Source organism: Pseudoalteromonas sp. Cn5-37 (assembly GCF_021532495.1).
GTDB lineage: Bacteria > Pseudomonadota > Gammaproteobacteria > Enterobacterales > Alteromonadaceae > Pseudoalteromonas > Pseudoalteromonas simplex.
The window spans coordinates 46,479-72,929 of sequence record NZ_JAKGBA010000017.1 but is presented as its reverse complement, the minus strand read 5'-3'; the positions used below and the strand labels follow the sequence as shown (position 1 = coordinate 72,929).

The window sequence follows — 26,451 nt, the reverse complement described above, 5'->3', positions numbered from 1 at the left end:
ACTCAATTTATTAAAGCTTAGATTTTTATAATTTAGCTTTTATAAATGAATAATGGCTTTGCTAGTTTCTTTGCCAATGCGATGGCTGAACTTACGATCATCCCCCCAAGAGAAGAACCCTGGCTTTTCACCTTCTTTGTAATATTCGATTGGTAAACCATAAATACTATTAAAGCCTTGAATAGTAGATTGTCCTCTACCATCAGGATAAACAGTGGCTTCTAATTTAAGCTCTATTTGATCGCCAGGTTTTAAACCAAGCTCTGCTAACAAAATGTGATTATTTATTTCGGCCTGCCAACCCGTTCGAGCAGGTTGCAACGCCCACATACTTTTAAGGAAAATAACCGAATCTAATGGAATTTCAGTAAAGTGCTTATACTTGCTGTATCTTGCTAGCCTTGTGTCATAATCAGTTAGTAATGATGCAGCGTAATAATTTAGCATCCCCTTATCAGGAGGAAGCATTCGCCAACTAACTTTTGTGTCAACACCTTCTTTTACTGCAGCTACGGGAGCCGTTAAGCCCATTGAGACTGTTTTAGCGTGTTCATTTGCAATGACTTTTGTATAAGGCTTGTAAAGTACGTTGTATACATCAAGAAGTGCTAAATCAGGGCGATTTCGCCATTGTTCTGCTCGCACACTTGTTGAACCATCATTAATAAAAGCTGCCTTACCCCACGGGCAGGCATGCAACCAAGCTTCAACCTCTGACTCACTGAAATAATAAATAAGCCCTGCTGCAATAAGAATGATCACTAAGCCTGCTATACCAAAAACGGCAATTAAGGCAGATGCCCCTTTAGTGACAATAGCAATGCCCGAGGCTGCGGTCATACTTAAAAAACCTAACGCCATAATAGAGTTAGCCGTAGCTAGACCTACATTACCCTTGTTATATTCATTAACAGCATCTCTTACAGCCACATAGGTACTAATCGCACCTGCAAGCAATGTCGCTGCATTGGCGGCGTAAAACAATATTACTTTCGCGGTAATTACACTGACTCTTCCTCTGAGTATTTTTTTAGTAAACTCACTAGCTGGCACTTTGTTTTTGGAGAAAAGTTTTAACTGCTCAGAGCTTGGCATACCATAACGACGCTCAACAAGGTCTTTACCTATATTCACCATCACATCAAGTAAATCTAATACTGCCGATGCTTTATCCATGGCACTAATGCCATCACCCGTTATTACGGTATAAAAGTTAATGGCCTCTAAGCCAGAAACAAACGGCAATACACCAATACTGGCTGAGCCTACTTTACCCTGTTGCTGTTTACCAAATGCTGTTTGTGCGTATTTTTTGAGAGACTTATTATGATCTTTATAACCAGCTAAATCCCAATCAGTTTTAAGTAGTTTATTTTCAACATCATCTAAAGCACTTTCTAATTTTTTCTCTGCTTCTTCTAAAGCTGTTAGCTTACTTCTATCAAGCGCCACCATTTTTTTTATTACTTTTTTTCTGGCGCTGTTTGCTTGGTAATATTGCTTAGTAACCATAGCCTCAAGTTCATTTAAAGCGCCATCTAAACTGGTAATAAGGTCTAACCGAGCGGGTATGGTTACTTTATCGTTAACTTTAAGTTTAACGATTGGGCGCGTTCCACCATTACCAGGGTAACTGCCTTGGCTTAATGCTTCATCTATGCCTTCGGTTATTTTATTAAACTCTAAAATGCGTTGCTCAGCTCGCTTTGCACGGCTGTCAAAATTAAGCGGCACAACTGAATCGGGCAAGTTGCCTTGATAATAGTCGTTTACATCAATATCTATCTCAACAAGCAAGTCGTCTGAGATCATATGCGCTAAATGCATTATTTTTTGATACGGGTTGTACGACATCGCAACTGACTTAATACGTGCCTCACTATTAAGCATGTCTAGCCCAACACTTTTCAGGGTTGATAAATGCGCGCGGGTAACACTACTTTTTGTTTTTGCTTGTTTTAGCAATGTTTTGTAATGTTCTAATTCTTTATTTTTTTGTTTTAGTTGCCTGTTTAATTGCTCGGTGATGTCATCGCCATCAACCCCTTGATTACGCGCTTCTTGAATTAGCTCATTACGTGATTTTTCAGAACTTTTAATTTCATTTTGTTTATTTTCTATCTGTACTTCTAAATTCTTTATTTGCCGCTGAACCTTATTACTTTCTTGCTGTAAGCTCGATTGCTTTTGCATGCGAGCAGTAAACACATCTTTAATAGTTCCGCTACCTTGAGACATTGAATATGTAGCAGAGGGGACTTCCATAATAATATTAAAAAAGCCCCATACAGCTTGACTGCTTCGCCTAAATACTTGCGTTAAATCACCTTCAATATAGCCATCTAGCCCATCGTCGTTGCTCTCAAGGGCATAAAACTCATCCATATCAAAATCGATATTTTTAGGGTCGTCAGGGTCTCTAAAATTTAAGTAGTCGGTTAAGCCTGGGTTACTGCACTTTTCGTCAGGAAAAAGTAACTTGTGTAATTTTAATAAGTTTTCACGATTACTAGTATCTTCAGGGTGGGTACCTAACACTTTTAAAATGATATGCTGGCCTAAGTCATTACTGTCTATTTGCTTAAGCTTTTGTGCGTCTTTTTCATACACTACACTTGAACGAAGCAAGTCTGCCGTTAAATCTTTAAGTGGGGCTAATACATCGCACATTAGTTGATACATATCGAGCCTTCGATTGCCCGTGTGATATGCATAATCCCTTGTACATTGATAAAAACTAGAGGCGCTATCTTCGTCCTCTATTATATCTTTTACATTGGCTCTTAATTCATTGATATATTCGCCTAACTCGAACACTTTTGCTGTAGCTAAAAATTTTCTGAAAGCAGTTTTATCAAATTTGTTATCTACCCATTTTTTATAATCAGCAGCGATATCTTGCTCTTGTTCAGAAACACTGTCTTCACCAAAAGTTGCTAACTTATCTGAAACAGACTGTGGAAAAGCAAAAAAGGTTTGTTGAACAAACGATGCTAATTCAAGCTGCCCCCTTTGTTCTTTTGTGAGTTCAGCTACACTCGTCACCATTTGTCCATTTGCAACTTGTTCTATTGGCAGTGAACTAATAACTGAACGCGTTAATGTAATATCCGCTGCAGCTTGGCGAACTTTGCCTATCTGGTCAGGAATAACTGGACAATACACACCCGCTTGATTAACAACATCAAGCACAACATGCTTAGGTAGCTTGGCGCTATTATAACCTTGTTCAAAATCGCCGAGTTTATCTAATGTGAAAAGCCTATCACCTCGTAATATTTGCGCATCACTATTATTATCACCGGGTTTTACTGGCTCGCCATAATTTAATCTTGGATCTTCAGGGTTAAGGCCACCAAAAAGCTCTATTTGCTTCCAAGACCATTGCACTTCTGAATAAGCTACTTGGACCTCACAGGTTTGCCCATTAAGTTTATAAGGCACAATAACTGTTTTGAGTTCTTCGCCCGTTGCATCTCTGTAACCTTTATTTTGCTTCCACGTCATGATGCCTTTTTGCCACGCAAGATTAACATCATTAAAACGTGTCACGTTTTGCTCAGTTGTAACCTTGAGTTCACGCCATAAATGACCATCAACAAAAATGTATAAGTAACCATCTCTAAGATTCGTTTTATGATTATCTATTTCATCAGCAGGATGTGCATACCTAATGGGGAATATATGAACCAGTTCAATATCAGCTGTATTATCACTTTCTTCTTTTGCATCCACTTTATACAAAGGAATTTTGTAAAAACCTTTTTGACTTCTATCAACTGACTCATCTTTAACCATCAGTGATACATTTTTCGTACCATCTGATTGGCGTTCAAAAATAAGTTCTCTGTGGGCATTTTTTATATTGATTTTGTCTGCGACACTTAAATCACTCATTGGATATTTACCCCATCTTCGTCTAGCTTTTCTGCTCCAGATAATTTAACTATGATCTTCTTCCCTGCATTTTCAGCTTGCAAACTATCCCTAACTTGTACTCTTAGCCCCCTTGGTGCAGGGCCGCCAGACTGCATAAGTGGCATGGGTGGGGTATTTTTATTATTTGATATCATCGGGTCGCCTTGGCGAGCCGCTGGTTTTCCTTCAATCATTACGTTAAATGACCCCATGATAAATTCGGCTTTACCGTCGTTCGTTCCGCTAGCGATACCTTTTTTATCACCTGGAGAGTCACCCGAGCTTTGAGAAAAGTAACTTTTTACATTCGCAGCACCTTGACCATTCACTTTGACTGAACTGGCGACAGAGGTAACATCACTTGATTGGGCTTTATTGCCGTAGGGAATAGGCACAACGCTGGTGCCAATTGTGGTTAAACACACATCGATTGTTGTTAACTTACCACCGCTATCTTGATGCACAGCGGTACGGCCATTAATAAGTACATTTTGCCCTGAGACTGTTGCGGTTTGCGGTGCCTCTGATTCTGTATCTTTAACTAATTGCTGCTCTGTACCTGCTTGCCAACCTAAATGATTCGACACTAAATCTAAAAAGGCACGAGGGTTATCGATTGGTTTGTTAACGTCCATATTAGTCTGCGGTTCGTTCCACGGCAAAATTGGCTGGTTTTTCTCGTTATCCCATTGTGGTGGCGGAATAATGTAATCAGGAATAAACCGATTAACCAGTTCACCAAGTGTATGCTCTCGGTACTTAGGTCTGGCAATTTCATCTAAAAAAGCAGATTCGCCTTCAGAGCGGTCTGAAAAAATGGCAATACCATTGGCTTTGCCGAGTGCACCGTTGCTGCGTGCACTATTGGTTAGACCAAGTAATGTCGGGTTATTATGGCGCCATGTAACACTGCCGCCGCTTCGTACGTCAGCAGTGAGTGCGTCTATGTCGTATTGTACGCTGCCTGATTCTTTGCCAGCCATGGCATTTATATATGACATTCGCTTTCACTCCTTGAAATCTTAAATAGCTGTTCATTTGGCTGATTGAACACCACAAAAACGTGTTCAGTGTCAGCCATCAGCGGGTTATGCAAATAGCTTCCAGCTAATGCAAATGCAGCAGATTGGTTTGCCACACCTTGATAACCTAGTACGGTATTTAGTTCGGCAAACTCTATTAGTTCGTCATCATTTTTATAGTGCTTTTGGGTATAACTAAACCACTGTTTTTGCCATTCATACGACTGCATGCCAGCAAAAATAAAGGAGTCACTAACCTGTATGTTTGCGCTTTTAAGCTGAGTAGGCATTGACTCATCAAAAGTCGTGGCTTTTAAACAACCGTGTCTGTGTACCAACAATGCATAGCCACCTTCGCCATTAATTACGCCGCTAGGGCCATTTACAACTTGTACTGTGTGGTGTTTGGCTTGCTCAGACACGTATTCAAAATCATTACACGAATCAACGGCAACTACGAGGGTATCGAGGTCGGTTGCTTCGAGCTGCCAATCGCTTACCTGTTCAAAGGCAGGTGTTTGCTCAGGCATTGCGTCAGTCAATAATTCACTTAATGTGTCATCATCAATCAGCGGCTCGCCATTACTGTTGTGCGGTAATATAAACTGAACTTTATTGACCCTAAATGAACAACAAAGTTTTTTTAACTCAATATTTTCAATAATATGAGACAAAATTAGCAAGCAACGAGTTTGCCTATCAAACCCAGCAAGCTCAGTCAGTTCTACAAATACATAAGGGGCATCTAAACTAATATCGCAGCGGATCAGCGCTTTGCTTGGCTTTGAATATAACATTTGGTTTGCCACTGAAGTATAAAAGCTTTCGGTATAGCACCCCGCGGCATTAACATGATAAAGAGTATCAAACTGCATCTTTACCTCCTTGCTCAGCAACGATTATATTGCTGCTACTTGCTACGTTATCGCTGTTGATATGCCCGCGCCATAACAGCGAAAAGCACTGTGCGTCCGAATCAATCACTAAGGTATCGCAGTGCATGTCGATATCATGCCTCGTTAACGTATTAGCCACTTGCACTATTGGCTTAAGCACAGGAAGCTCTACAGTTTGTTGCTGACCATATTCTTGTAATGGATATAATCCGCTTAACGAAAACGCCCAGCCTTTTGTAAACACTTGCTTTGTTTGTTGATCTGCTGGGGCTGTGTTGTAAAAATTGCTAGCCAATGACGTTTTGAACGGGTATTTACCAGCCATAAGCGCTTGTTCGTCAATCTCTGGCATTAACTCTATACGCGGTGACCAATGACTCGGAATTGCCGAAAAGCCAGCAACGCTTACTTGATGACTTGGTTTTCTTAATACCTCGTTGGCATACTCTATCGCAGGTAAAGGCTGCCCTACTGCGTGCTTGTTTTTCAGTTTAAAGCCAACACCTATAGGATTTTCGAGGCTGTAATCACTTTGATCATGATGTGCTTTGCCCCCAAACGCACGGCTATAGCAAACAGCTGTTGGCGTAATTGGGCTAGGATCTGTAGCGACAGGGCCAAGCAGTGAACGGCGCCATTTACGTTCGCCAGTAAGGCGTAATCGCTTTTTAATTATTGGCGTGTCGTTTGCTGCCAAACCTAGCTCAACCTCAATAACACGCGCAGTTTTGCCCTTTGGCGGGTACGCAGTAAAGTTGCCATACACTTCGAAACCTTGCTTAAATGCCACTTGTTCATTCACTGCCACCAGCGGCTCGCTAGTCGGATCACCGCTATATTCGTCGGCCATGACGATTTCAACACACGGTTCCATTAAGCTGGTATTGCCTTTTTCATCAAACTCAAAGCTCTGTTTTACCAAAACAACATGAGATGCAGTGCCATCTGCTTGCCAACCTTCAAACACGCTTGCTTGCCAAGGAGTAAAGTTATGCAGCATGCTTTGCTCCTGCTATTAACTTTTGCCACTGAACTGCTGTTTGCTGAGTATGATAAAGGCCACAGGCCAGTGTTAATTCAAACTGAGGGGCAAATACTCGCTGTACAATCTCGCCTGCCAATTCTGCTAAGCCTTGCTCTGGCTGCGCTTTTGTAAAACTCACGCCTTTTAAAACACACTCTCCTTTGCTTAAAGCCAGTGCTTGCCTAACATGCTCTGCATCATGCAAGTTTATACCGGCTTGCACATGATGCTGATTTTGCGCACTTACCAGTGTTAAGGCTTCAGCCTTTGCAAGTGGTCTATCTGTTAACGTTAGCCAAGCCTGATAAGCTGCTTGCTGTGTTTGCGCAACGCCCATAAGCTCTATCACCAATACCAGCGCTGATTTATACACAAAGTGGCTTAATACGGTTTGGCAAAATTCTGGGTGCGCTTTACAAAATAAAGCGCACGGCTCATGCCAGCGACTATCGTCAACCAGCCCCGCTAATTGTAATAACTGCGCTTTTTGTGAAGGCTCACTGCTACTCGAAAACACTTTAAACAACTTATCACTAAGGCTGTTATCGCCTTGGCAATAGCAATTGACTAAAGCGGCATACACCAAAGTAAAATCAGCATGAGCGAGGGCTTGTTGTAACTCGGCATCATTTAAAGGCTGCGAAAACAAAATAGTTTTAAGCTGCTGCGGTAATGACTCTTTACCCTCTAGCACTGTGGCTCTGAGTGCTTTTTGTTCTGGGATAGTCCAATACCTAAGTTGCTGCGATAACAAAGTATAAACAGGCAGAGCTTGCTGCTTTTTAAGCGCTAAAAAATAATCACTGTTGTCTTGTTCTGGTGCAGCCATTAAACGTGTTGCACAAAGGGCAAAAATGGCGTGCTGGTCGCTCGCTAACGCGATCTCACAAAAATCATCACAACTAAGTTCAGCAAGGTCATTAAAGCTGTTCCCATTGAAGTAGTCGCACGGTGACTGCTGCTTAAGCGATGCCAGCACATAAAGATGATTAAGCACTTGATGCTCTAACACTTTTTGCCTTGCAAGACTATACGCCCCTGACGCAAGGAGCTTTTCACGGTGCGCCATTAAGGTAGTAACACGCTGTTGATGCTGTTTTAACTTAGAAACCGCTGCAAACATATTAATTAAGCCTAATCGGCCAACCTGCCAAAGTAAGGTCTTGTTGGCTATTTGCAGTAATATCTTCGCCTTCAAGCACGATAGTGCCATCGGCAAATACTTCGATGCTGCCCTTGGCGGTTTGCAAGCTAACGCTTTGCTCTGCGGCAATAATAATATGCCCTGCTTCGTTGCTAATGTGAGCCGCCGGAGATTGTTCAGGTGCGGCTAAAAGTGCCGTTACAATCACACCTTGCTCACTGTGTAGCACCACAACTTGGCTACCTATTTTGCAACACGATACATGGGCAGCTTGTAAAGCAACATCGTAACGAATGTGATTAATAACCACGCTCAAAGCTTTACCCTGAGGTGACACTTCACTGACCTCTGCAAGGCTTTGTTGCTGATCAAATAACTGAGTTACTGTGGCTGTCATTTTCAGTCCTTGAAATTAGTTATTACTTATTGCATTGCCTTTAATAGCAATGTTTCTAGCCGATAGAGTGATGTTGGTGGCATCGATAGTTAAATTACCCGCGGCATCAATCTCTACACTTGCACCACCTTGGCTGAGCTGGATCGAACCTCCACCTTCGCCTTTGATGGTGATATTTGCCCCGCTTGAGAGGTTCAAATCACCATTTGGCGCTTGAAATTCAAGGTTGCCATCGACCGAGTAGACACTAAAATCTTGCTCACTTTGCAAGTTAAGCTCTTGCGCTGCTTTCAGTTCGCTACTGCCATCAGTCGCTTCGATACGAGTATCGGCATCAGACTTTAATGTTAAATCCGCCGCAGCTGTTACCTTAATATCACCCTCACGTGTTTGAACTTGTAGGGTGTTCTCTACACGATTAGTAAAATCGTTGGCAGCGGTAAAAATGGCGTCATTCTCAGCTACAAACTGAAGGTTCTCTTTGGCTGAAATTTTGACGTCACCTTCCACTGACTTGAGTGTTGCTTGATGGGCATTCTCGGTTGCATCTAACAACAATTGGTTTTTATTTTCTTTATTAGCAAGGCTAATTTTTTCTTCACCGCTTTTGTCATCCATGATCAAGCTATGCCCAGCACGGGTGACAAGCTTATTCTCTGTCGGATTTTGGCTGGTAACCGGGTTCGGGCAGCTCTGATTATAAAGCGCGCCTAAAATAATCGGCCTATCTAGGTCGCCATTTTCACCGGTAACTAACACTTCGGTGCCCGTCGTTAACGGAAAATGCATACCATGGCCACTGCCACCATACTGCTGTAGTAAGCGCGTTGGGCGGCTTTCTTGGCCTTCGCCGTCTTGGTTAAACGGTAAGCGCACTAAGTAATTGCCATCGTCGTCAACCTCTTGCTCAATGGTGGCATTAAATGTTGCAAATACACGACGAGCAGGAGACAGCTCTGCTCTAAACTCAACGGATGCAGGCAATAAATAAGCTTGGTTTTTATAGGTTAACCCCTTAACTTGCGAGCCATACTCTACTGCTGCAGATTGACTGCCTTTGTGATCAACACGCGTAATTAAATACAGCCCTTTATGATCAGGGTGGTCATACACTGTCAACAACATACCGGGCCTTAAGGCACGGCAATCAGTATCAATAATTAATTGTTCACGCTGACAATCAAAGGCTTGTTGGCGTACTTTAGCCAGCGAATTACCTATATTGGCATTAGGAAAGTTATCTGCATAATGACTATCATCACCAAACCCTGGGTAACTGGTATTATTTGCGGTCGACACATTTAAGTTACCTTGGGCTTTGTAGTTGTAATCATTAAGCGACACACTTTGTGGATGCAACTGTGCTTTACGGCTTATTGCAAAAATGGTTTCGCTATTTCGAACTTGCCCTGATGGCGGCACATAGCTCAGGCTTACATCATCACACAAGGACGAAAAGTCTTTACTGCTATTACATACTTTGAAGGTGCAATCACCCCCTGTTTGCTCTACAAAACCATACACAAAGCCATACTTACGCATCAAACGTGTAACAAACTCATAGTCTGTTTCGTTGTATTGAACCGTCATTTCAAGGGTTGGGCCCGACGCTTGAATACTAAACTTTTGCATTGGAAAACCAGCTTTAGTAAATACGCTTTTTACTATGGCTGCTGGATCCATCATGGTGAAAACACGGTTAGAGTGTTGGTGCTTCAACAAGGTTAAATAAGAACTCATGGTCAGCGTATAGTGATAACCCTGATGGCTTTGCCCATGAGCAATAAAAGCACTGATGATCCCAGAAATCGTGCGGTCGCTCATTGACCACACTAAATTGAGCTTGGCATCTTTACCTAACAGCATCTCGGCACTGAGGTGCTCTTGACTTAACACTTGAATAGAAAAAGCAAAGTCTTCACATAGGCTGTCATTGCTTGATTCAAAATCGGTCACCGAAACCATGCCATCCGGTAACCCTTGCACGCTGACACTAAAATGACTGGTGTTGGCTTTTAGTTCATTAAGGCTATCCATGAATCCCATTGTTCAAATCCTTTATGCTTGGTCCGCAAAGGTTGCGGTAATTTCATCATTCTCATCAACAGCTAGAGTGAGAATATCTGGCATGTCATCCTCTGCCATAAACTCTAAAATTGATTTAGCAATGCCTGGCAATATTTGCTGCTCTATCACCGCATTTACCATGCGCGCACCACTGTCTGATAACTGGCACTGTTCGGTCAGTTTGTTAAGTACGGTTTCATCAACACGTAGCTGCATTTTGTGATTATTCGCTAACCGCTTGGCAATACCGTCTAGTTTTAAACTGACAATAGATTGCAGTGCCTCTTTATCGAGCGCTAAATAAGGAATAACTTGCATACGCGCTAACAGTGCTGGGGCAAAAAATTGTAGTAACTGCGGCTTAATTAGCTCTGTTAGTGCTGTAATTGAAGGAACTTGCCATGGGCTGCCGTCTTCATTCAAAGGGGCTTGTTCATTATTCAATGCTGCATTGATTTGGTCTTGATTTTCAATGTCGGCATGTTCATCGTCAGTCGGTTCAGTTAAATCAATGACATTAGGTGGCGTGCAAGCATCAATAAGCTCTGCAGATCCTAAGTTTGAGGTCATGATGATCACGGTATTTTTAAAATCGATTTCGCGACCTTCGCCATCGCGCATACTGCCACGCTCAAAAACTTGGTAGAACATGTTTAGTACGTCTTTATGCGCTTTTTCTACTTCATCGAGTAAAATTACCGAGTACGGACGCTGCCTTACAGCTTCTGTTAATACCCCGCCTTCGCCATAGCCAACGTATCCCGGTGGCGAACCCTTAAGCTGCGATACTGTATGCGCTTCTTGATACTCGCTCATGTTTATGGTGGTTAAAAACTTTTCACCACCAAATAGTTGCTTAGCTAAACATCGTGCTGTTTCGGTTTTACCCACCCCAGAAGGGCCAGCTAATAAAAACACGCCAAGCGGCCCATACTCATTGCTTATACCTGCCTTACTTACGCGCAACGTTTGGGCAATTTTCGCAATGCCTGACTGCTGACCGATCACTTCTTGGCTTATGGCTTTTTCAAGGGTAATCAAATTGGTTATTTGGTCTTTCACCATCGCGCCAACAGGTACGCCTGTCCACTGCGAAATAATTTGCGCGACGGCATCGGCATCAACTTCACTGTAAAGGCCATTATCTTGGGTGTTCTGCTCTTTTAGCGTTTGTCGTAAGTTAAGTAACACAGAGCTATCTAATTCATTTTGCGAATTAGCTTGCTTAAACTCATTGATTTGGCCTAATGTCGAAATTTGTGACTCACGCGCACTCGTCAATGTTGCTAAATTGCTCTGCGCTGCATTTAGTTCTTGTTGTAAGTGCAGCAACTTGTCCATATCAACCGCCAAGCCTTGCTCGCTTTCTGCTGCAATGCTTTGGATACGTGTTTCAAGGTAATTAATGTGCTCACGCTCAGCTTCAATGGCTGCAGGATCGGTCGCAAACGACATTCGAACTCTTGCCGCAGCGGTATCTAGCACATCAATGGCTTTATCTGGTAGTTGACGACCCGTGATATAACGTGACGACAAGACCACTGCAGCTTCTATAGCATCATCAGTTATTTGAATGTTGTGATGTTGTTGATACTTATCTTTCAAACCCGCTAACATTAGCTGAGCTGCTTGCTCAGTTGGCTCATCAACTTTAATAAGTTGAAAACGGCGCTCAAGTGCAGCATCTCGCTCAAAGTATTTTTTGTATTCACTCCACGTGGTTGCAGCGACTGTGCGTAACTCACCTCGGGCAAGCGCAGGCTTTAGCAAGTTAGCCGCATCACTCATACCAGCATCGCCACCAGCACCAATTAACGTGTGGGCTTCATCAATAAACATGATGATAGGGGTGGTTGAGTTTTTTACTTCATCGATCACTGTTTTTAAACGGCGTTCAAATTCACCTTTAACCCCTGCACCGGCTTGCAATAGGCCCATATCTAACACCAGTAATCGTACACCTTTAAGATCATCAGGAACCTGACCATCAACAATACGCTGAGCAAATCCTTCAACTACTGCCGTTTTACCTACCCCTGGCTCACCCACTAAAATTGGGTTGTTCTTACGACGACGGCAAAGCACATCAACCATCATGCGAATTTCGTCATTGCGACCAAGCACTGGGTCAATTTTGCCTTGTTTTGCTTTCTCGGTAAGGTCTTCACAATACTCATCAAGGGCACCACCTTGACTACTTTGCTGATCAGCAGCAGTATGCTGAGCACTTTGTTTTGCCTGTGGATTTAATCGCTCACTTGAGTTTTGGCAAAGCTTATCGAGGTTTTCAGCCATAAAACGGGCGTCAATTTTTTCAAGTAACGCAGGCAATTGCAGTACAGGGCTGTATGGCAATAACTCAGTTAAGGCATCAATCAACGTAGCGCCGGTGATCCAGTCACTTTTGTGCTGTACATTTGCACTTAACCAAGCTCGCTCAAGCCACTCATAAAGTCGACGAGAAAAAACCGGCTTACTCTGGTTACCCGCAGGTTGGCGGTTTAAAAAGTCGAGCAGCTCATGCCACACTGCGTCTTGATTAATATTAAAAAAGTGAAAAATATGCTCTAAATCGCCGTTACTACCTTCTTCCATCAACTTAATTAATAAATGTTCAGGTAACACTTCATAGTGACTACGACTGCTTGCAAACCCTGCCGCTGACTCAAGTGCTGTTGCAGTATGGCCATTTAGTTTGTCGATAAGCTGCTTTATGCCTTTTGCATCCATGTTGTTTTCCTTAAATCCTGATTACTTTTAATGTTGATATTGTTGATGTGTGTAACTGTGCACGCTGATATTTGCTTCAGCGCAGCCTAAATAAGAGTTGTGACCGAGTAGCAAATCGTTTTGCCCTAAGGCTTGCTCTGTTACTGCTTGATTAGCCACCTTAATTTGACAAATCCATTGCACATTACTAGGTAAATGAGTGCTTAACATGGCAGCCATTTTTTTGCCTTGTGAGTGCTGAGGATTAAGCGCTATCGCGGTGTCAGAGTCCACAGGACCAATCACTATGGTCAGTACGCTACCACTGACTAATACGCGCTCACCAAGAACCGCTGACTCGCCTAACACCATCTGTTGATCTTGACCAAATGAACTTGGCGAGTCGATTTGTTGCCAATTTGCTCGGGTGTCATCCACAGTCAGTTGATCAACCTCTAGTGAGTGGCGAAGTAATTGCGCTAAACCCGCAGCGCTGGTTTGTTTTAAACTGGCGATACCGCACTGAACTTTTTGCTCAGTTTTGGTTGATAAGATGGCTTCAATTAAATGATCGAATTGCTCTGCACCACGGCCTTCAACATTGATGTGCGACTTTTTCCATGCTTGAAACAATTGGCAATAAAGCACATGATTAAACATGTCTAAAAACTGCCTTACTCGGCCCCCACTTTCTTGATCACTTGCCGCCTGCTCGAGTAAATAATGTGGCATAGGTGCATCTACACCATACAAGCCTAAAAATGATGTCGATAAGCTTAATCGGCCACGACCAAGGTTATCTAATTCGCAGCTACGTACATCAGTGGCAGGAAAGCCAAGCTCTTTATAAGGCTTAAAGATAACTCGCTCGCTAATCCCTTTTTCAAGTTCTAAAGGGGTTGCCCAATGTTTTTCAATTAGGCTCATCGCCTTAAACAAATTAAACTGCCAAGGAGCTGCAATCAGCTTTTCTATTGGTTCAGGTAACTTTGCCCAAACAGGGTGATTTATTGACTCGTGCATATTCATAACTGATAACTCTTGCCCGGTTCAATTTCCCAGCAGTGGGTTTTATAACTCGGAATCGCATTGACTCGGGTCTGCACGCTCTCGTTAATTGGCGCATACATTAAAAAGAATTGATGCAGCATATTGCAAAAATGATATAAGTCGGCATCACAAACAAATTTGCTTTCATCAATATCAATCAGTACATCAACACCTTTAATAAAAATGCCACGCTTAATTTGACTAATCGGTGTTGCGGTAATTTTTTGAATGCTATCAATACGTAATCGGTTTTCAGCTTTTTGTGACCAATCAAATAATACCAGTAAGCGTTTTAATTCGGTGACTTGTGTAATCTGTGAAAACTTCACATTTAATAGGCTTATTAACTGCCAATGCTTTGGTTGTTCAGGGCATGGCAAATAGTTAGTCGGGCGAATTACATTTTCTACATTGGCAATGCTTGGCATATCTGGACCGCCAATGTTTAAATCGCCCTCTTGGAGTAACTGCCTTGGCCAACCAGCATTAAAAACGGTTAAATCAACCGATAAGGTTTCTTTTTCTTCTTCAAGGTTAAATGGCAGCTGTAAATAGTGGCACGGCGCAGCCCCGCCCACATCTTTCGTTAAAACGGTAAACAGTTTCTTTTCATCTTCAAACACGCTTTGATATCTGGGGGTATAATCATACGATTTGCCACTTAACGAGTTGCGTCCTTTAACCTCATTAACGGTGTAACTGAAGATATGATCTGTTCTGTTTTGATCTGCGGTGATCATGTAATCAGTGCGGTTTGACTCTATGCGTATTGGCTCTGCAGGTTGTGCAAACAAATTAATAGCTGGCACGCAATTGAGTAAAATATTGTCGCGGCTTAATTGATGACCCGGTGGTAATTTACTACTGCCTCTAAACACTAGCTCAAATCGATCGATATGCTCAGGTAAGGTCAGATCTTTTAAACCATCAAAGCGCATAAAGTAAAAACGGTCTTTCGCGTTAAAGTAGTCTAACAGCAGCGCATAGCCCGGATGGCTTTGTTCTGCATGCGGTAATAAAGCGCCATCTATATCTAAATAAGTAGCACTACAACCTTTTACTTTTAACTTTTTATTATGTTCAAAATGCGAGGGGCCAAAATCAAGCTCTGTATACTGCTCTGCTGTTTTTAAAAGCTTAAACAAAGAACTACATAAAGGCGTGTCACCACGTAAGTAAAACTGTAAATTTGCAAGGTCATAGTTTTTGCGCTCACCTTGGCAAACAAAACGTAGGCCAATACGTAGCTCAGATCCTAAATGCGACTCTTGATAACGCACATGCTCAACATCAAGAGGACTAACTTGTAGGTCGTGCGTTGTTGTAAAGGTGATATGTTTTTTATCAACCACTGACTTATCAGCGCTTAGCGTCAGCCCTTTTTCAATAAGATGTGATTTTTGCATTGCCAACTTAGGGCTAAACTTTACAACCGTGCTTGATGGGTAATAGCTCAATAATATAGGGCATAGCTGACGCAGCACTTGCTCTGATACCTCAGGAACAGACTCATCTAAGCGCTTTTGCGTATGCGCAGTTAAATAGGCAACACCTTCTAGTAGTCGTTCAATATGGGGGTCACGATCTTTTAGCGCATCGATATTTAACATGCCTGCGTGCTCAGGGTAATGCTGAGCAAACTGTTTGCCGGCTTGGGTTAATAAGCGCATTTGTGCATCAAAATACTGTTGCATTGAACTATCCTTTTACGCTGAATTAATCAAACTGCTTGGCATGCTCTGCCACATCGGCTTTACCACCCGACTCAAATCGGGTGTTAAGTTTGATACATTGTCCTGAGGTTAAAAATGCTTGTATATCAAGCCTAATCACGCAATTTTCTTCACGAATTTCCATTGGAATGACATTGGCATAGCGAACTCGTGGCTCGTATTTTTCTATCAATTTTTTAACTTCAAACGCCAAGGTGTGCTGTGAATACGGAAGGCCCTCGTAGATATCTTCGACATCAGGCAACCCATAATCGGCCAAATGTTTTAACACGCCACGACGCGCATTAAGTAATTCATTTAGATGTTTGCAGACACTGTTTTGCTCATCAGTTTGAAAACCTTGATGACCATTTCGTGTGACTGGTTGAGTTAAAAAATCGAATAACGCCATAAACTTACCTCTAAGAAAAGGATATGCTTTCGCATATCCTTTAATTTTGCTGACTTATCGACCTTCAGTCCAAGAGTCAGAGAACTCGATGTTGCCATCAAGGTAAGTCCACGTAATGCGCTTATAACGTAGGCTAACTGTTTCAAGGTGCGGGTAACGCTCCTTGTCTAAGTCTTTTACGTTATGCATTGTTGGTAGAATTGAGGTGATTTTTACATCTTCCAACTTGTGGCAGAAATATTCACGCTCGGTCCCTGTGTCATCAATACGGTACCATTTAAGCTCAAGTTGCTTAAGTGTTTGACCGTTTGAGCACGCTTTGTACAGGTATGGTGTTGCTGCATCAACCGCTTTTGTAATAACAAAAGGTTCGTGCTTACGAGTACCTGTTAATTCGCCAGTGTCGTTATCTGTAGGAATGCGAAGTTCATGATCAAAGTGTAGGATCTCAATTGAACCTTCACGCTCTGCAACAGTTACAGAACCTTTGATGTCATTACCTTGGTCATCCTTTAACCACATATACGCTGGAATTGCCATTTCATTATTCTCCTTTTAGAATGAATTGTTTCCTGTTTAATGGCATAGGCATAAACAACCTTGTTTATGCCCCCCAAAAAGCCCGATGCTTCATGCCACTGGGGAACATGTCCCAAGTTGGCTGCAACCAACTTGGGGCCATTCTTTTACACCTAATCAACATATAGAATGAAAAATAGGTTAACTTTTCATTTTAATCGACCAAGTTACTGAGCATCACATCTAAAAATTGACGAGAAACTTGCCCAGAAATTGATACAACTTCTTCATTTTTGAACACGTAAACTGTTAATGAATCTATGTCTTCTATGAAAAATAAATTCACGCTAGCTTGTTCTACAAATGAAAACTTCGCATCAGATGAAATTGAAAAAACACGCTCAAAAGTCTCAAGTTGCTTAGCTGTTAATTCATGTGCACTTACTTGTCTAAATAAATCTGAGTTTTTTAATCCAAGTTTTTTGGCAAGTCCACCACTTACATTACTCTCAGGTAGATAAGTAATACCAACTTCCATGCATTCATCTTGCTGATTAACAAATAAAGTCATAGCTGCCATTGTCAAATTATGAACTTCAACGGAACAAATACTCTCTTTCGGTATTTCAAGGTTTAAACTAGCGAAGTTAATTTTAAACATTGAATTACTTTTGCCTTGTGCCGAAGTACAAAACACAACTAACGTGCAAACGAAAATTAAATTACTTAATAATCTCATAGACCCATGCCTGCCATTTGGATTTTGCGGTCCCATATTTGAATAACTCTTTTAGCGCAAGTTAAAGATGATTCATCTTTTAACTGATTTAAAACACTATTTGCAAAATTACGAACAACCCAAGAAATGCTAGCTTTTGCATTTGGTGGCTCAGGAACCCACGAAAGTGCTTTTGAGCACTTCTTAGTTTCCGAAATCATAACCCCAAATACAGCTGCTACATTTTCGTTAACTTGGCCATTAAACTTCTTATTTACACCTGCCCCTTTATAAAAGGCATTGATAGCCGCACGGACTCTTTCGTCATCCATTTTAATACTCCTTTACACGAAGCTAAGCATGCAAAACTTAATCAGTAAGCATGCCTAACTAAGTTTATTATCCCTACTCACCAAATTGACGTCTTTACACAGCCTGCTTAAATCCGTTTCATCGGCGGCTTGGCAGTTCATTTTTCGCCAGGCATTTGCCCAACAAGGGCAAGGCGAACATCAATACCTTCAACTTGGAAGTGCGGCACAATGTAAGTGCTCACGCGGTAATAACCTGGGTTACCTGGGATCTCAGATACCGTTACTTTTGCGTCTTTGAGCGGGTGTGTTGCAATTAACGACTCATCTGGGTTATTCATCTTCGTTACCAACGCACCTAGCCAATCGTTTAACTGCTGCTCTAGCTCATGACGAGGTTTGCTCGAACCAATATTTTCACGCTGCAATACTTTTAAGTAGTGAGCAATACGAGATACTAAGAAGATATAAGGTAAACGCGAGTTAATACGGGCGTTTGCAGTTGCTTCAGCTGTTTCAAGTACTTGCGGCTTCTGGGCACTATTTGCCGAGAAGAAACACGCAAAGTCAGAGTTTTTGTAATAGCTAAGAGGAATAAAGCCTTGGTTAGCAAACTCAAGCTCTTTGGTCTCTGAGATAAGCACTTCTGTAGGGATTTTAGTTTCAGAGCCTTTACCTGCTTCAAATGAGTGCAATGGTAGATTTTCAACTTTACCACCTGATTGCGGGCCACGAATATTCACAGACCAGCCATTATCATGGAAGCTACGAATAATGTTGGCAGCAAATGCAAATGTTGCATTACCCCATAAATAGCGCTCGTGGTGCTGACTGTTCACATCTTCTTGGTAGTTAAAGTTACGAATTGGGTTTGTTTCACCATACGGTAAACGTAGTAAGAAACGAGGGAAAGCAAGACCAATATAACGAGAGTCTTCTGACTCGCGGAAGTTTTTCCAGCGTAAGAATTCAGCACGCTCCATATAAGAGCCAATATCTTGAATTTTAGATACTTCGTCTAATGACTCTTTTAAGAAAAACTTAGGACCTACGCTGCCCATAAATGGACAATGCGCCGCTGCCGAAACGCGCGAGATTTCTTGTAGTAGTGAAACGTCTGGCGCTGAGCAATCAAACTCAAAGTTAGACACCATAGTCGATACCGGTTCGCCACCAGGAGTATCATAATCTGATGTGTAAACATGCTTATATAACGCTGATTGTGTGGTATCTGGCGCTTCTTCAAAGTCATCACGCAATGTTTCTTTATCAACATCGAGCATTTCAATTTTGATATTCGCGTTATTTGGCGTGCGGTTAATTAAATAACGCAGTGAACGCCACGCTGATTCTACTTTCTGAAAATCAGGGTGGTGTAAAATCTGATCCAACTGCTGCGAAATAATGGTGTCTACTTTTGCAATATAATCATCAAGCAATAGCTTATCGATGCGTGTTACTTCTTCGCCACTCATACCTGCCATATCTAAAAAGACATTAATAGCGGCAGTAAGGCGCTCATTCGCACGTGTTTCTGCTAGATTACCTGCATCTCTAAATGTATCTAGTTTGATTTCATCGCCTACAGGGGCAATATCAACCATGCTACATAGGTTTTCATAAGTTGATAATGGCGCTTGCTCTACCGTGTGAGCAGCTACATTTAATTGTTCTTGCATTGACATAGCGGCGTCCTTATTCCGTCACAGGTTGTTTTTCATCTTCAGAAGCAAGCGGTGCAATTTCATCTAGCTTGGCTTTTAGCTCATCAAGTTCTGGTTGGTTTTGTAAAACACGTTCCAACTCTTTTCTAAGTGATGAGTTATCAAGAAGGTTTGATTTTAAGTCACGTAATAAATTACGCATTGCCATCATTTTGTTTAATTCAGGCACCTGTGCAGCAACCTGCTCTGGATCGAACGATTTAAATGAATCAAACTGCAAATTAACATTGATATCACCGTCGCCTTTAATCTTATTTGCCACCTGAAAGTTCGCTTTTGGCGCGATATCTTTCAGCACTTGCTCAATGTTATTTTTATTGATCGTCACGCGTTCGCGCTCAGCAAGTTCTTGGCTATTCTGACCATTAGAATAGTCACCAATAACCAGCATTTTTAAAGGCAATTCGCTTTTTTGTGATGCCCCATCAGTATCAAGCTCTAACGATATGTTGATCCGAGCTCGTGGGATCTCTTTTTGAAATGTATCTGTCATGTTTCTTCCTTTGCAGTTTGTTTGTCTAACGACTAAATTCCAATTAGGCGTGTTACACCCAGGCTATTGCTTGAGCCGGGTTTGTAACCATCATTCGCTGACTAATTTGCTTAGCAGCTAAACTCATGTCATCACTCTCTGTCTGAGACAAATTGGCATAACATTGCTTGGCGAAACGCCATACTTCCATGCAAAACTGTTGTTGCCACTTCGCTAATTGATAAGTTTCAATTTGCTCGAGTAATTCGGTTAAAATTGCCAATGCGTGCTCATAATGCTCTGCTTTAAGTAGCAGCTTAGCTTTAAGCAATTGACTTTGAGCTTGGTCGAATCCAGTTGGCGTACTTAATTGTGCAACCAAGCTAAGTGCTGCACTTAACTGCCCTTTTGCAACTTGCTCGCTTAAGGCTATGTAATGCTCGTCAAATGGATTTGCTTGCACTTGAGTTGTTTCATTTTGCGAAGCATGTGAATTGGCAATGTCTAATAACGCTTCTTTGTTTTGTGGGCTGCATAACCCCGAACCATCGTCATATTTTAAATTGGTTAATAACGGAAATTGACTGACTAAAGAGACTAGCTGTTGCTCTAACCACTGTACTAATTTTGCTTTATTTAGCTGTTTCAGCGCTGACAAAGTAAGCATTTGCAGATTCAAATTAAACTGCATTGCACCTTCCATAAACAAACCCTCAGCAAGTAACAATGCTTGCTCTGCTTGTTCCGTTGCCAGTGCGTTTTCAATGGGGGCGAAGGCAGCCGCACGCGGCGCTGGCAGTCTTGTTTTGCCATTTTCATTGGCAGGTAACGCTAATCCAGACCAACGTGCTGCACGCGAGAGCTTTAAAACCCGTTCAATGTTGTTTTGTTCTTTATCAAAATTAAGCAGCTCACGAATTGCTGCTAGGTAAGCACTATCGCTGGCAATGTCAGCCACTTTAGGTGCAGTTGTCACTGGTTTTGCCTGAACAACTTGTAGCGCTATGGGCTCAGTCGTTGGCTCGCTAACTACGGTCGTCTCTTTTGCTTTAGGCTCTGCTTTAACTTCTGGCTCTGGCTTAGCAACAGGATTGCGAATTACTTGTTCTCTAACCCACTCATTCAGAGTTGATAAAGGCCCTGATTCAGCATCAAGTACAGGCACTGAAACCTGATTATATTCAGCTAACACAGTCTCTAATTCAGCCCATTGCTCAGGGCTCGATGATTGAGCTTGGGCGATTCCTTTTAAGCGTTCTTGCTGCTGTAAAAACCACGTGTTAACCGCACAACGCATACGTGCTTTTAAAGGATGAATCTGTTCACTAAACTGACTTAATAGTTGATTAAACAGTTTTAAAGAATGGGTTAAACCCACCACGCCAAACTCACTGGTAGCCGCGAGGCACAAGTAGCTCACTAAACGTAAATCTTTACTTTGGTTTTGCAAAAGGTCAGTGGCTTGAATAAACATGACTTTAAAATCAACTTCGCCCACACCTGATGATGAAGCTTTAAGTGCTTTAAAGGTTTCTTCGTATTTTAGATCTTCACCACACGCAAGCCCCGAAAGTGGCTTACTAAGCTCTTCAAGCCACAGCTCCCAGCTGTTATGGGTATGCGGATTAACTACACTCATGCTTTGCACCACCTTCTGAGCGCATCGTAAACACTCACATTGTCCATATCAGCAAAATTAAGGCTGTATTCGCTCGGCACTTTGTCTAGTGAGAGATTTACTAAATCAATAATGTCTTTTGACTTATCCTCAGCAAGCCACACTGAACCAAAATAAGATGCCGGCACAGGGCGACAAAACACCGTTAGGCTCGGTTGCGAACTTTCATTTCCTAGCTGGTAAAAGAACCAAGGTTGCCAATTATGATCGGCAACGATCGAAGCAATTAAATGTAGCCAAAAACCTGCAACCAGGGCACTTTCGTGACTAAAGTGTGGCATAGGTAGTCGAATACCAAACTGTGTACGTAGGCAACCTCTATTCGCAATCGACTTTAATACCGCTGAAAGCTCTTCAATTAAAACAGCTCGGTGATGAATGTCTTTGATCCCTAAATGCTGCCAAACCACACTCATCGGAATACTGCGTAATTTATCAAGCTCTTGATTTAGATTTGGCTGCTGCTTTAATGCATCGGCCACTTTACTATACGATTTAGCTTGCTCAGCCATCGCATCAATTGAATGTGCTTCAACGATGCGCTGATTAACCCCTAATAGATGCTCAATGACATGGCTTGCATATAAAAATAGAAAAGCAGGGTGACGTTTGTAAGTCTCAAGTCCGCTATGAATAAACGAACTAAACGGGTAAAAACGACCACTGCTATCAGTGCTTGGCTGTAAAACACCAAACAAACTGCTGTCGTCACTGTTACCAGATACAAAAAATAACGAAGAAACTCCATTTAATGCAGTTGTTTTACCGCCAATAACACCACGGTTTATATGCGCGAAACCTTCTTGCAACCAATGGTCTAGTGCTACTGATTCCCTAGAAGATATATTTAACTTTACAAAGTCAGGCCTAACAGGTGTTTTACCCATGTACCCGTAGGTAAACTGCTTAACCAGCGTTGGCGACTTTTTCTTGGTGAACAAATTAAACATACCTGCCCCTATTGAACCGAGGCTCTGCTTGCTTGCGCAAGTTGTGGCTTAGGTGCAAACAACGAATTAGGCAATGCAAAAGAGGTCAACATGTACTTTGAAAAAATACCGCTATTGCGACCAGACTTTAATGAGAACTGGACTGTTAAACTTTGCTCTGATTTATCAACTAATTCCCAGGTAGCAAGAAACTCTGTACCCTTAATCCATTTCACATTCGCTTCGTTAAGTACTTTTAATAAAGCCCATGGACCATCTTGCTCAATAGTGACTCTTCGTCCGGCGTTATCTAAACCATACAAAATAGCTTTTTCTGCTGCGCCTCTTCCTGGCCATGAGAAATTACGCCACTCTTCCGGTTCATTTCTATAGCGATAACCTTGCTCAGAGAAACCTAAATACGTTTCGCGAATGCCTTTTTGTGGTACAGGCATCATTTGGAAGTTAAAACCAGCCGCGTCTGAGCCGTTCAAGAATAAAGAGCGTGTTACTTTATTTGCTTTTGTTAAACCGTCTAATAGCTCTTGATTAAAACCAATCCCCACACCGTTCCATTGCTTTTCTTCCCATACACCTCGGCGTACTTTCATGAATGGTTTAAGTTGGCTATTAATAAAGTTCCAAAGCACCCCAGTTTCACTATTTAAGAACTCAGAAACATCGGCAATAGCAGCATCAGGGCCAGTCAAATTGAATGGGTACTTGCCAGCAATGCTGTTGCTATACATGGTATAAACCTGGTTTTCCCACTCTTCATTTAACTGGCTACGTGCTTTTGCCATGATACTTGCAATACCTGACTGCAATGGGGCTTTAAATAGCACGTCAAGCGTGTCTTTTGTTTCTGGGTCTAGCGCTCGAGTTTGGCTTTCTATAATGATCCAAGACGATTGCAATGCATTATCTTGGCTATTTCCAGACAATAAGTCTTGTACAAACACCATTGCTTGCGCATCATCTTCATTGCTAGCAGCCATCGCTTTTATATCTGAGTGAATGCTGCTCAAAGAACTAATGTACTGACTCATATAATCAGACATCTGCTTATCTTCATCATGCTGCGAGAAGCGACGCAAGTCAGCAAAACGCGTTTCAAGTTCAGGGGCTCTAACAGTACTAACTTGAGAAAAATCAGGGCGCTCTGCAACTTGCTTTGCTAGCTTTCCTTTGGCCACTTTTTTAGCCGCAGTATCTGTTGCACCAGAAAGAATGGTCGCTATTTTGTCGTTGTTTGCACTAACCGCAGATGGTTTATCTGCAACAACGATGTTGTCATTCACCAACGTCATCAGATCAATGAGTGGTCCATCAGTAGACGAAAGGCGAGCAAAATTAATACTGGCATCATTTAAATCTCTAAAAGTAGGCACTTTTATACTGTTCAAAAACGCGAACCATGTATTGCCATAGTCTTTAAAGTAATAACTACGCATTGCTTTTGCCAGTGCATCAGCTTGCGCTTCATCAACCGCATTTTGACCGCTTTCATTACTTGTGCCCATTACCCAATCACCAGAGAATACCAGTCGAGAAATACGTTTAATTTCTGGATAAACATACTCTTGCCAACCGGCATTGGTATAGACATAAGGAATGCTAAAGTTGCTTTTCAGTACATCGCGATTTTTCGCAGCCATAAACTGTTTAAGCTGAATGGCTTTTTTACGCTCAGCAAAGCTACTAATAATTTGTTGATATAGAGGTTCGGCTTCTGGTTGTGTGTTCAGGCTATTTCTTGCATTCAGTACAGCCGTTTCATTATTTTGCCAAAATAAAATTTCACCTGGGTTCTCTAGATCTGTGCTTATGTTCGCTAAATATAAATCAACTAAATCGTTTAATTGTGAGGTGATCGGTGAATCAGCTTGAGCATCAATCTCAATGTTAAAGTGCTGGCTAATAAAACTAAGTAACTGCTGCTTGGCAAACTCATCGTCTTTGTGTTCAGGGTGAGCACTTAACATTAGGTGTAATTTCAAAGCATCGTAATATGCCTGACGACTTGCTGCGCGAGCATCGGCATCATCTGCTGACCAAATAGCCTCAAACTCTTTGAGCTGCGCAAGTGTTTGCTTTTCTGCAGGAAGAGTGATCAACTGATTTAATTGATTAAACAAAACCTGCGAAACGCTAGTTAGGGTTTCGTCACCCTCATAAATGCCAAAAATGAAATACCATGGCAACTGCTCTTCATAATTATTAAGCGATTGATAGTGTTCAAATAAATCAAGCGTGGCTGCAAGTTTTTGCTCGTCTTTTGCTTTATTTACATTCGCTTCTACAATCGCTTTGACACGGGCTTCACCTTGATTCAACAATAGCTGATTACTGGTATAAGAAGTAATGAGTAATGCTGTCACGGCGGCAATACTTGCCAAACCTGAAGTCACTGTTAAACCCTTTAACCAGCGGCCAACCAAGCGCTTTTTGCGGTTACCACGAGTTAGGTCTTGCAACTTGAAGATCACATCATTAAAAACACGGTTGATAAAGTAGCTTTGCGTAATGCTTTCTTGTTTTTGCTCAACAACGACAGCACCAAATTGATCCCTTACTCCATTCGTAATACGTTCAATCGGTGTGCCCTCTTGCGTGCCTGAGGTAAAATATACACCAGCAAACCATGGAACCTCTTGATACGGGTTGGCTTTAAATAACAAGTTTACAAACTCAGTCAACTTTGTTGATGCTGACTTAAATTGATTCGGGAAATCTAAAATTAGCTGCTTACGGTGCTCATTACGTTCGCGAGCAACCTTGCTCAAACGTTGCTCACAAAGGCGTTGGTATAACTCCTCCATGCGCACTTCAAACATTTCAGCCGGATCATTTTGTTGATCTTCGCTAATATCTAGCAAATAAGCACCAAACACTTGCTCACGTTCTTTTTCTGTTAAGTCATTAAAAAATGGCTCAAAGCCGCTGATCAAGTCTGTTTTGGTAAAGGTTATATAAACTGGGAAGATCACCCCAAGTTGAGTAATAAGTTCTTCAATACGCTCACGAACTAGTTTTACGTGTTGACGAATTTCTTCACTGTCTGATGTTAAAACATCTGCAACACTAATCGCGACCATCACACCATTAATAGGCAGTTTAGGACGATATTTTTTGAGCAAGCTTAAAAAAGATAACCACTCTTTGTTTTCAGATTGTTCTGTTGTGTAACGCCCTGCGGTGTCGATCAGAATTGCTTGGTCTGAAAACCACCAATCACAGTTACGCGTGCCACCAAAACCTTGGATGTGTAATTCATTTGAGTTTGAATATGGAAAATGCAAACCAGAGTTCGCAAATAATGTACTTTTACCGGTTGCTGAAGGACCAATAATCATATACCAAGGTAGTGCATACAAAGCTGTATTACCACGGTACCCTGCGCCAAGGTGGGAAGCTTTTAACGAGCTTAATGCTTCTTGCATCTTTTCTTTTATTTCATCAAGTTCAGCACTTGAACCCGCATTATGGCTCGCAAGTTCAGAGGCTAGCTTATCGCCCGAACGCTTTGTCCATAACCAACGGATAAAAATAAAAACGATAAAAACAGCTGTTACCGCAGCCATCGCGATAAGCTTTTTATCTGTCGTGTCTAAACCAACGATTCGGCCAGCAAACCAAATAATACTGAGCACAGCAATTAAGCCAATTAACTGCCCTGTTGCTCTTGATGACACTAAGCCCAGTAAAAAGTGCACTAGGCCGCTTTTGTTCACTCTTCCTTGCATTAC

19 protein-coding genes are annotated in these 26,451 nt (G+C 41.9%); all 19 read right to left on the bottom strand.

Features of this window, described 5'->3' with window-relative positions; translation table 11 throughout:
* Positions 1–39: 39 nt before the first annotated feature.
* The 19 genes from L1266_RS16320 to tssM all read right to left on the bottom strand — a co-directional run bounded on the left by L1266_RS16320 (position 40) and on the right by tssM (position 26,448).
* Positions 40–3,897, bottom strand: coding sequence for a toxin VasX (locus tag L1266_RS16320; protein ID WP_235377924.1), 3,858 nt, complete (start codon positions 3,895–3,897; stop codon positions 40–42).
* Positions 3,894–4,919, bottom strand: a complete 1,026-nt coding sequence (locus L1266_RS16315; RefSeq protein ID WP_055197323.1) for a DUF4150 domain-containing protein — start codon at positions 4,917–4,919, stop codon at positions 3,894–3,896. Before L1266_RS16315 ends, L1266_RS16320 begins: the two co-directional genes overlap by 4 nt.
* Positions 4,907–5,815: a hypothetical protein gene (locus L1266_RS16310; protein WP_235377923.1), complete on the bottom strand. Its 909-nt coding sequence runs from the start codon at positions 5,813–5,815 to the stop codon at positions 4,907–4,909. The genes L1266_RS16315 and L1266_RS16310 overlap by 13 nt, the downstream gene beginning before the upstream one ends.
* Positions 5,805–6,836, bottom strand: a complete 1,032-nt coding sequence (locus L1266_RS16305) for a DUF2169 family type VI secretion system accessory protein (RefSeq protein ID WP_235377922.1) — start codon at positions 6,834–6,836, stop codon at positions 5,805–5,807. The genes L1266_RS16310 and L1266_RS16305 overlap by 11 nt, the downstream gene beginning before the upstream one ends.
* Positions 6,826–8,058 carry a hypothetical protein gene (locus L1266_RS16300; RefSeq protein ID WP_235377921.1) on the bottom strand — a complete coding sequence of 411 codons (1,233 nt, stop codon included), beginning with the start codon at positions 8,056–8,058 and terminating at the stop codon, positions 6,826–6,828. The genes L1266_RS16305 and L1266_RS16300 overlap by 11 nt, the downstream gene beginning before the upstream one ends.
* Positions 7,985–8,401: a hypothetical protein gene (locus L1266_RS16295; protein WP_055197332.1), complete on the bottom strand. Its 417-nt coding sequence runs from the start codon at positions 8,399–8,401 to the stop codon at positions 7,985–7,987. Before L1266_RS16295 ends, L1266_RS16300 begins: the two co-directional genes overlap by 74 nt.
* Before the next feature lie 15 nt (positions 8,402–8,416).
* The gene (locus L1266_RS16290) at positions 8,417–10,438 is read right to left on the bottom strand and encodes a type VI secretion system Vgr family protein (RefSeq protein WP_442960611.1); all 2,022 of its coding nucleotides are present in this window, start codon (positions 10,436–10,438) and stop codon (positions 8,417–8,419) included.
* A gap of 21 nt (positions 10,439–10,459) precedes the next feature.
* Positions 10,460–13,198, bottom strand: a complete 2,739-nt coding sequence (tssH, locus tag L1266_RS16285; RefSeq protein ID WP_235377919.1) for a type VI secretion system ATPase TssH — start codon at positions 13,196–13,198, stop codon at positions 10,460–10,462.
* 27 nt (positions 13,199–13,225) lie between these two features.
* On the bottom strand, positions 13,226–14,206 hold the full coding sequence (gene tssG / locus L1266_RS16280; protein WP_235377918.1) for a type VI secretion system baseplate subunit TssG: 981 nt from the start codon (positions 14,204–14,206) through the stop codon (positions 13,226–13,228).
* Positions 14,203–15,921, bottom strand: coding sequence for a type VI secretion system baseplate subunit TssF (gene tssF, locus L1266_RS16275; RefSeq protein WP_054554065.1), 1,719 nt, complete (start codon positions 15,919–15,921; stop codon positions 14,203–14,205). The genes tssG and tssF overlap by 4 nt, the downstream gene beginning before the upstream one ends.
* A gap of 22 nt (positions 15,922–15,943) precedes the next feature.
* A complete protein-coding gene (gene tssE, locus L1266_RS16270) occupies positions 15,944–16,351 on the bottom strand; it encodes a type VI secretion system baseplate subunit TssE (protein WP_054554066.1) in 408 nt (135 codons plus the stop codon).
* Between the two features lie 54 nt (positions 16,352–16,405).
* Positions 16,406–16,891: an Hcp family type VI secretion system effector gene (locus tag L1266_RS16265; RefSeq protein WP_054554067.1), complete on the bottom strand. Its 486-nt coding sequence runs from the start codon at positions 16,889–16,891 to the stop codon at positions 16,406–16,408.
* A 193-nt stretch (positions 16,892–17,084) separates the two neighbouring features.
* A complete protein-coding gene (locus tag L1266_RS16260) occupies positions 17,085–17,531 on the bottom strand; it encodes a hypothetical protein (RefSeq protein WP_152967163.1) in 447 nt (148 codons plus the stop codon).
* Positions 17,532–17,605: 74 nt separating this feature from the next.
* Entirely contained in the window at positions 17,606–17,920 is a 315-nt protein-coding gene (locus L1266_RS16255; protein WP_054554069.1) for a hypothetical protein, read from the bottom strand.
* 137 nt (positions 17,921–18,057) lie between these two features.
* Entirely contained in the window at positions 18,058–19,584 is a 1,527-nt protein-coding gene (gene tssC / locus L1266_RS16250; protein WP_054554070.1) for a type VI secretion system contractile sheath large subunit, read from the bottom strand.
* Positions 19,585–19,594: 10 nt separating this feature from the next.
* Positions 19,595–20,116, bottom strand: coding sequence for a type VI secretion system contractile sheath small subunit (gene tssB / locus L1266_RS16245; protein ID WP_054554071.1), 522 nt, complete (start codon positions 20,114–20,116; stop codon positions 19,595–19,597).
* Positions 20,117–20,168: 52 nt separating this feature from the next.
* Positions 20,169–21,734, bottom strand: a complete 1,566-nt coding sequence (locus tag L1266_RS16240; RefSeq protein WP_235377917.1) for a TssA family type VI secretion system protein — start codon at positions 21,732–21,734, stop codon at positions 20,169–20,171.
* Positions 21,731–22,723 (bottom strand): type VI secretion system-associated protein TagF, encoded by a 993-nt coding sequence (gene tagF / locus L1266_RS16235; protein ID WP_054554073.1) that lies wholly within the window; start codon positions 22,721–22,723, stop codon positions 21,731–21,733. The genes L1266_RS16240 and tagF overlap by 4 nt, the downstream gene beginning before the upstream one ends.
* An 8-nt stretch (positions 22,724–22,731) precedes the next feature.
* The gene (gene tssM / locus L1266_RS16230) at positions 22,732–26,448 is read right to left on the bottom strand and encodes a type VI secretion system membrane subunit TssM (protein ID WP_235377916.1); all 3,717 of its coding nucleotides are present in this window, start codon (positions 26,446–26,448) and stop codon (positions 22,732–22,734) included.
* Positions 26,449–26,451 lie beyond the last annotated feature (3 nt).

What these genes read in the sequence shown, in the direction of transcription:
- L1266_RS16320 (WP_235377924.1), bottom strand. Translation starts at nt 3,897, where the DNA reads ATGAGTGATTTAAGTGTCGCAGACAAAATCAATATAAAAAATGCCCAC.
- L1266_RS16315 (WP_055197323.1), bottom strand. Translation starts at nt 4,919, where the DNA reads ATGTCATATATAAATGCCATGGCTGGCAAAGAATCAGGCAGCGTACAA.
- L1266_RS16310 (WP_235377923.1), bottom strand. Translation starts at nt 5,815, where the DNA reads ATGCAGTTTGATACTCTTTATCATGTTAATGCCGCGGGGTGCTATACC.
- L1266_RS16305 (WP_235377922.1), bottom strand. Translation starts at nt 6,836, where the DNA reads ATGCTGCATAACTTTACTCCTTGGCAAGCAAGCGTGTTTGAAGGTTGG.
- L1266_RS16295 (WP_055197332.1), bottom strand. Translation starts at nt 8,401, where the DNA reads ATGACAGCCACAGTAACTCAGTTATTTGATCAGCAACAAAGCCTTGCA.
- L1266_RS16290 (WP_442960611.1), bottom strand. Translation starts at nt 10,438, where the DNA reads ATGGATAGCCTTAATGAACTAAAAGCCAACACCAGTCATTTTAGTGTC.
- tssH (WP_235377919.1), bottom strand. Translation starts at nt 13,198, where the DNA reads ATGGATGCAAAAGGCATAAAGCAGCTTATCGACAAACTAAATGGCCAT.
- tssG (WP_235377918.1), bottom strand. Translation starts at nt 14,206, where the DNA reads ATGAATATGCACGAGTCAATAAATCACCCTGTTTGGGCAAAGTTACCT.
- tssF (WP_054554065.1), bottom strand. Translation starts at nt 15,921, where the DNA reads ATGCAACAGTATTTTGATGCACAAATGCGCTTATTAACCCAAGCCGGC.
- tssE (WP_054554066.1), bottom strand. Translation starts at nt 16,351, where the DNA reads ATGGCGTTATTCGATTTTTTAACTCAACCAGTCACACGAAATGGTCAT.
- L1266_RS16265 (WP_054554067.1), bottom strand. Translation starts at nt 16,891, where the DNA reads ATGGCAATTCCAGCGTATATGTGGTTAAAGGATGACCAAGGTAATGAC.
- L1266_RS16260 (WP_152967163.1), bottom strand. Translation starts at nt 17,531, where the DNA reads ATGTTTAAAATTAACTTCGCTAGTTTAAACCTTGAAATACCGAAAGAG.
- L1266_RS16255 (WP_054554069.1), bottom strand. Translation starts at nt 17,920, where the DNA reads ATGGATGACGAAAGAGTCCGTGCGGCTATCAATGCCTTTTATAAAGGG.
- tssC (WP_054554070.1), bottom strand. Translation starts at nt 19,584, where the DNA reads ATGTCAATGCAAGAACAATTAAATGTAGCTGCTCACACGGTAGAGCAA.
- tssB (WP_054554071.1), bottom strand. Translation starts at nt 20,116, where the DNA reads ATGACAGATACATTTCAAAAAGAGATCCCACGAGCTCGGATCAACATA.
- L1266_RS16240 (WP_235377917.1), bottom strand. Translation starts at nt 21,734, where the DNA reads ATGAGTGTAGTTAATCCGCATACCCATAACAGCTGGGAGCTGTGGCTT.
- tagF (WP_054554073.1), bottom strand. Translation starts at nt 22,723, where the DNA reads ATGTTTAATTTGTTCACCAAGAAAAAGTCGCCAACGCTGGTTAAGCAG.
- tssM (WP_235377916.1), bottom strand. Translation starts at nt 26,448, where the DNA reads ATGCAAGGAAGAGTGAACAAAAGCGGCCTAGTGCACTTTTTACTGGGC.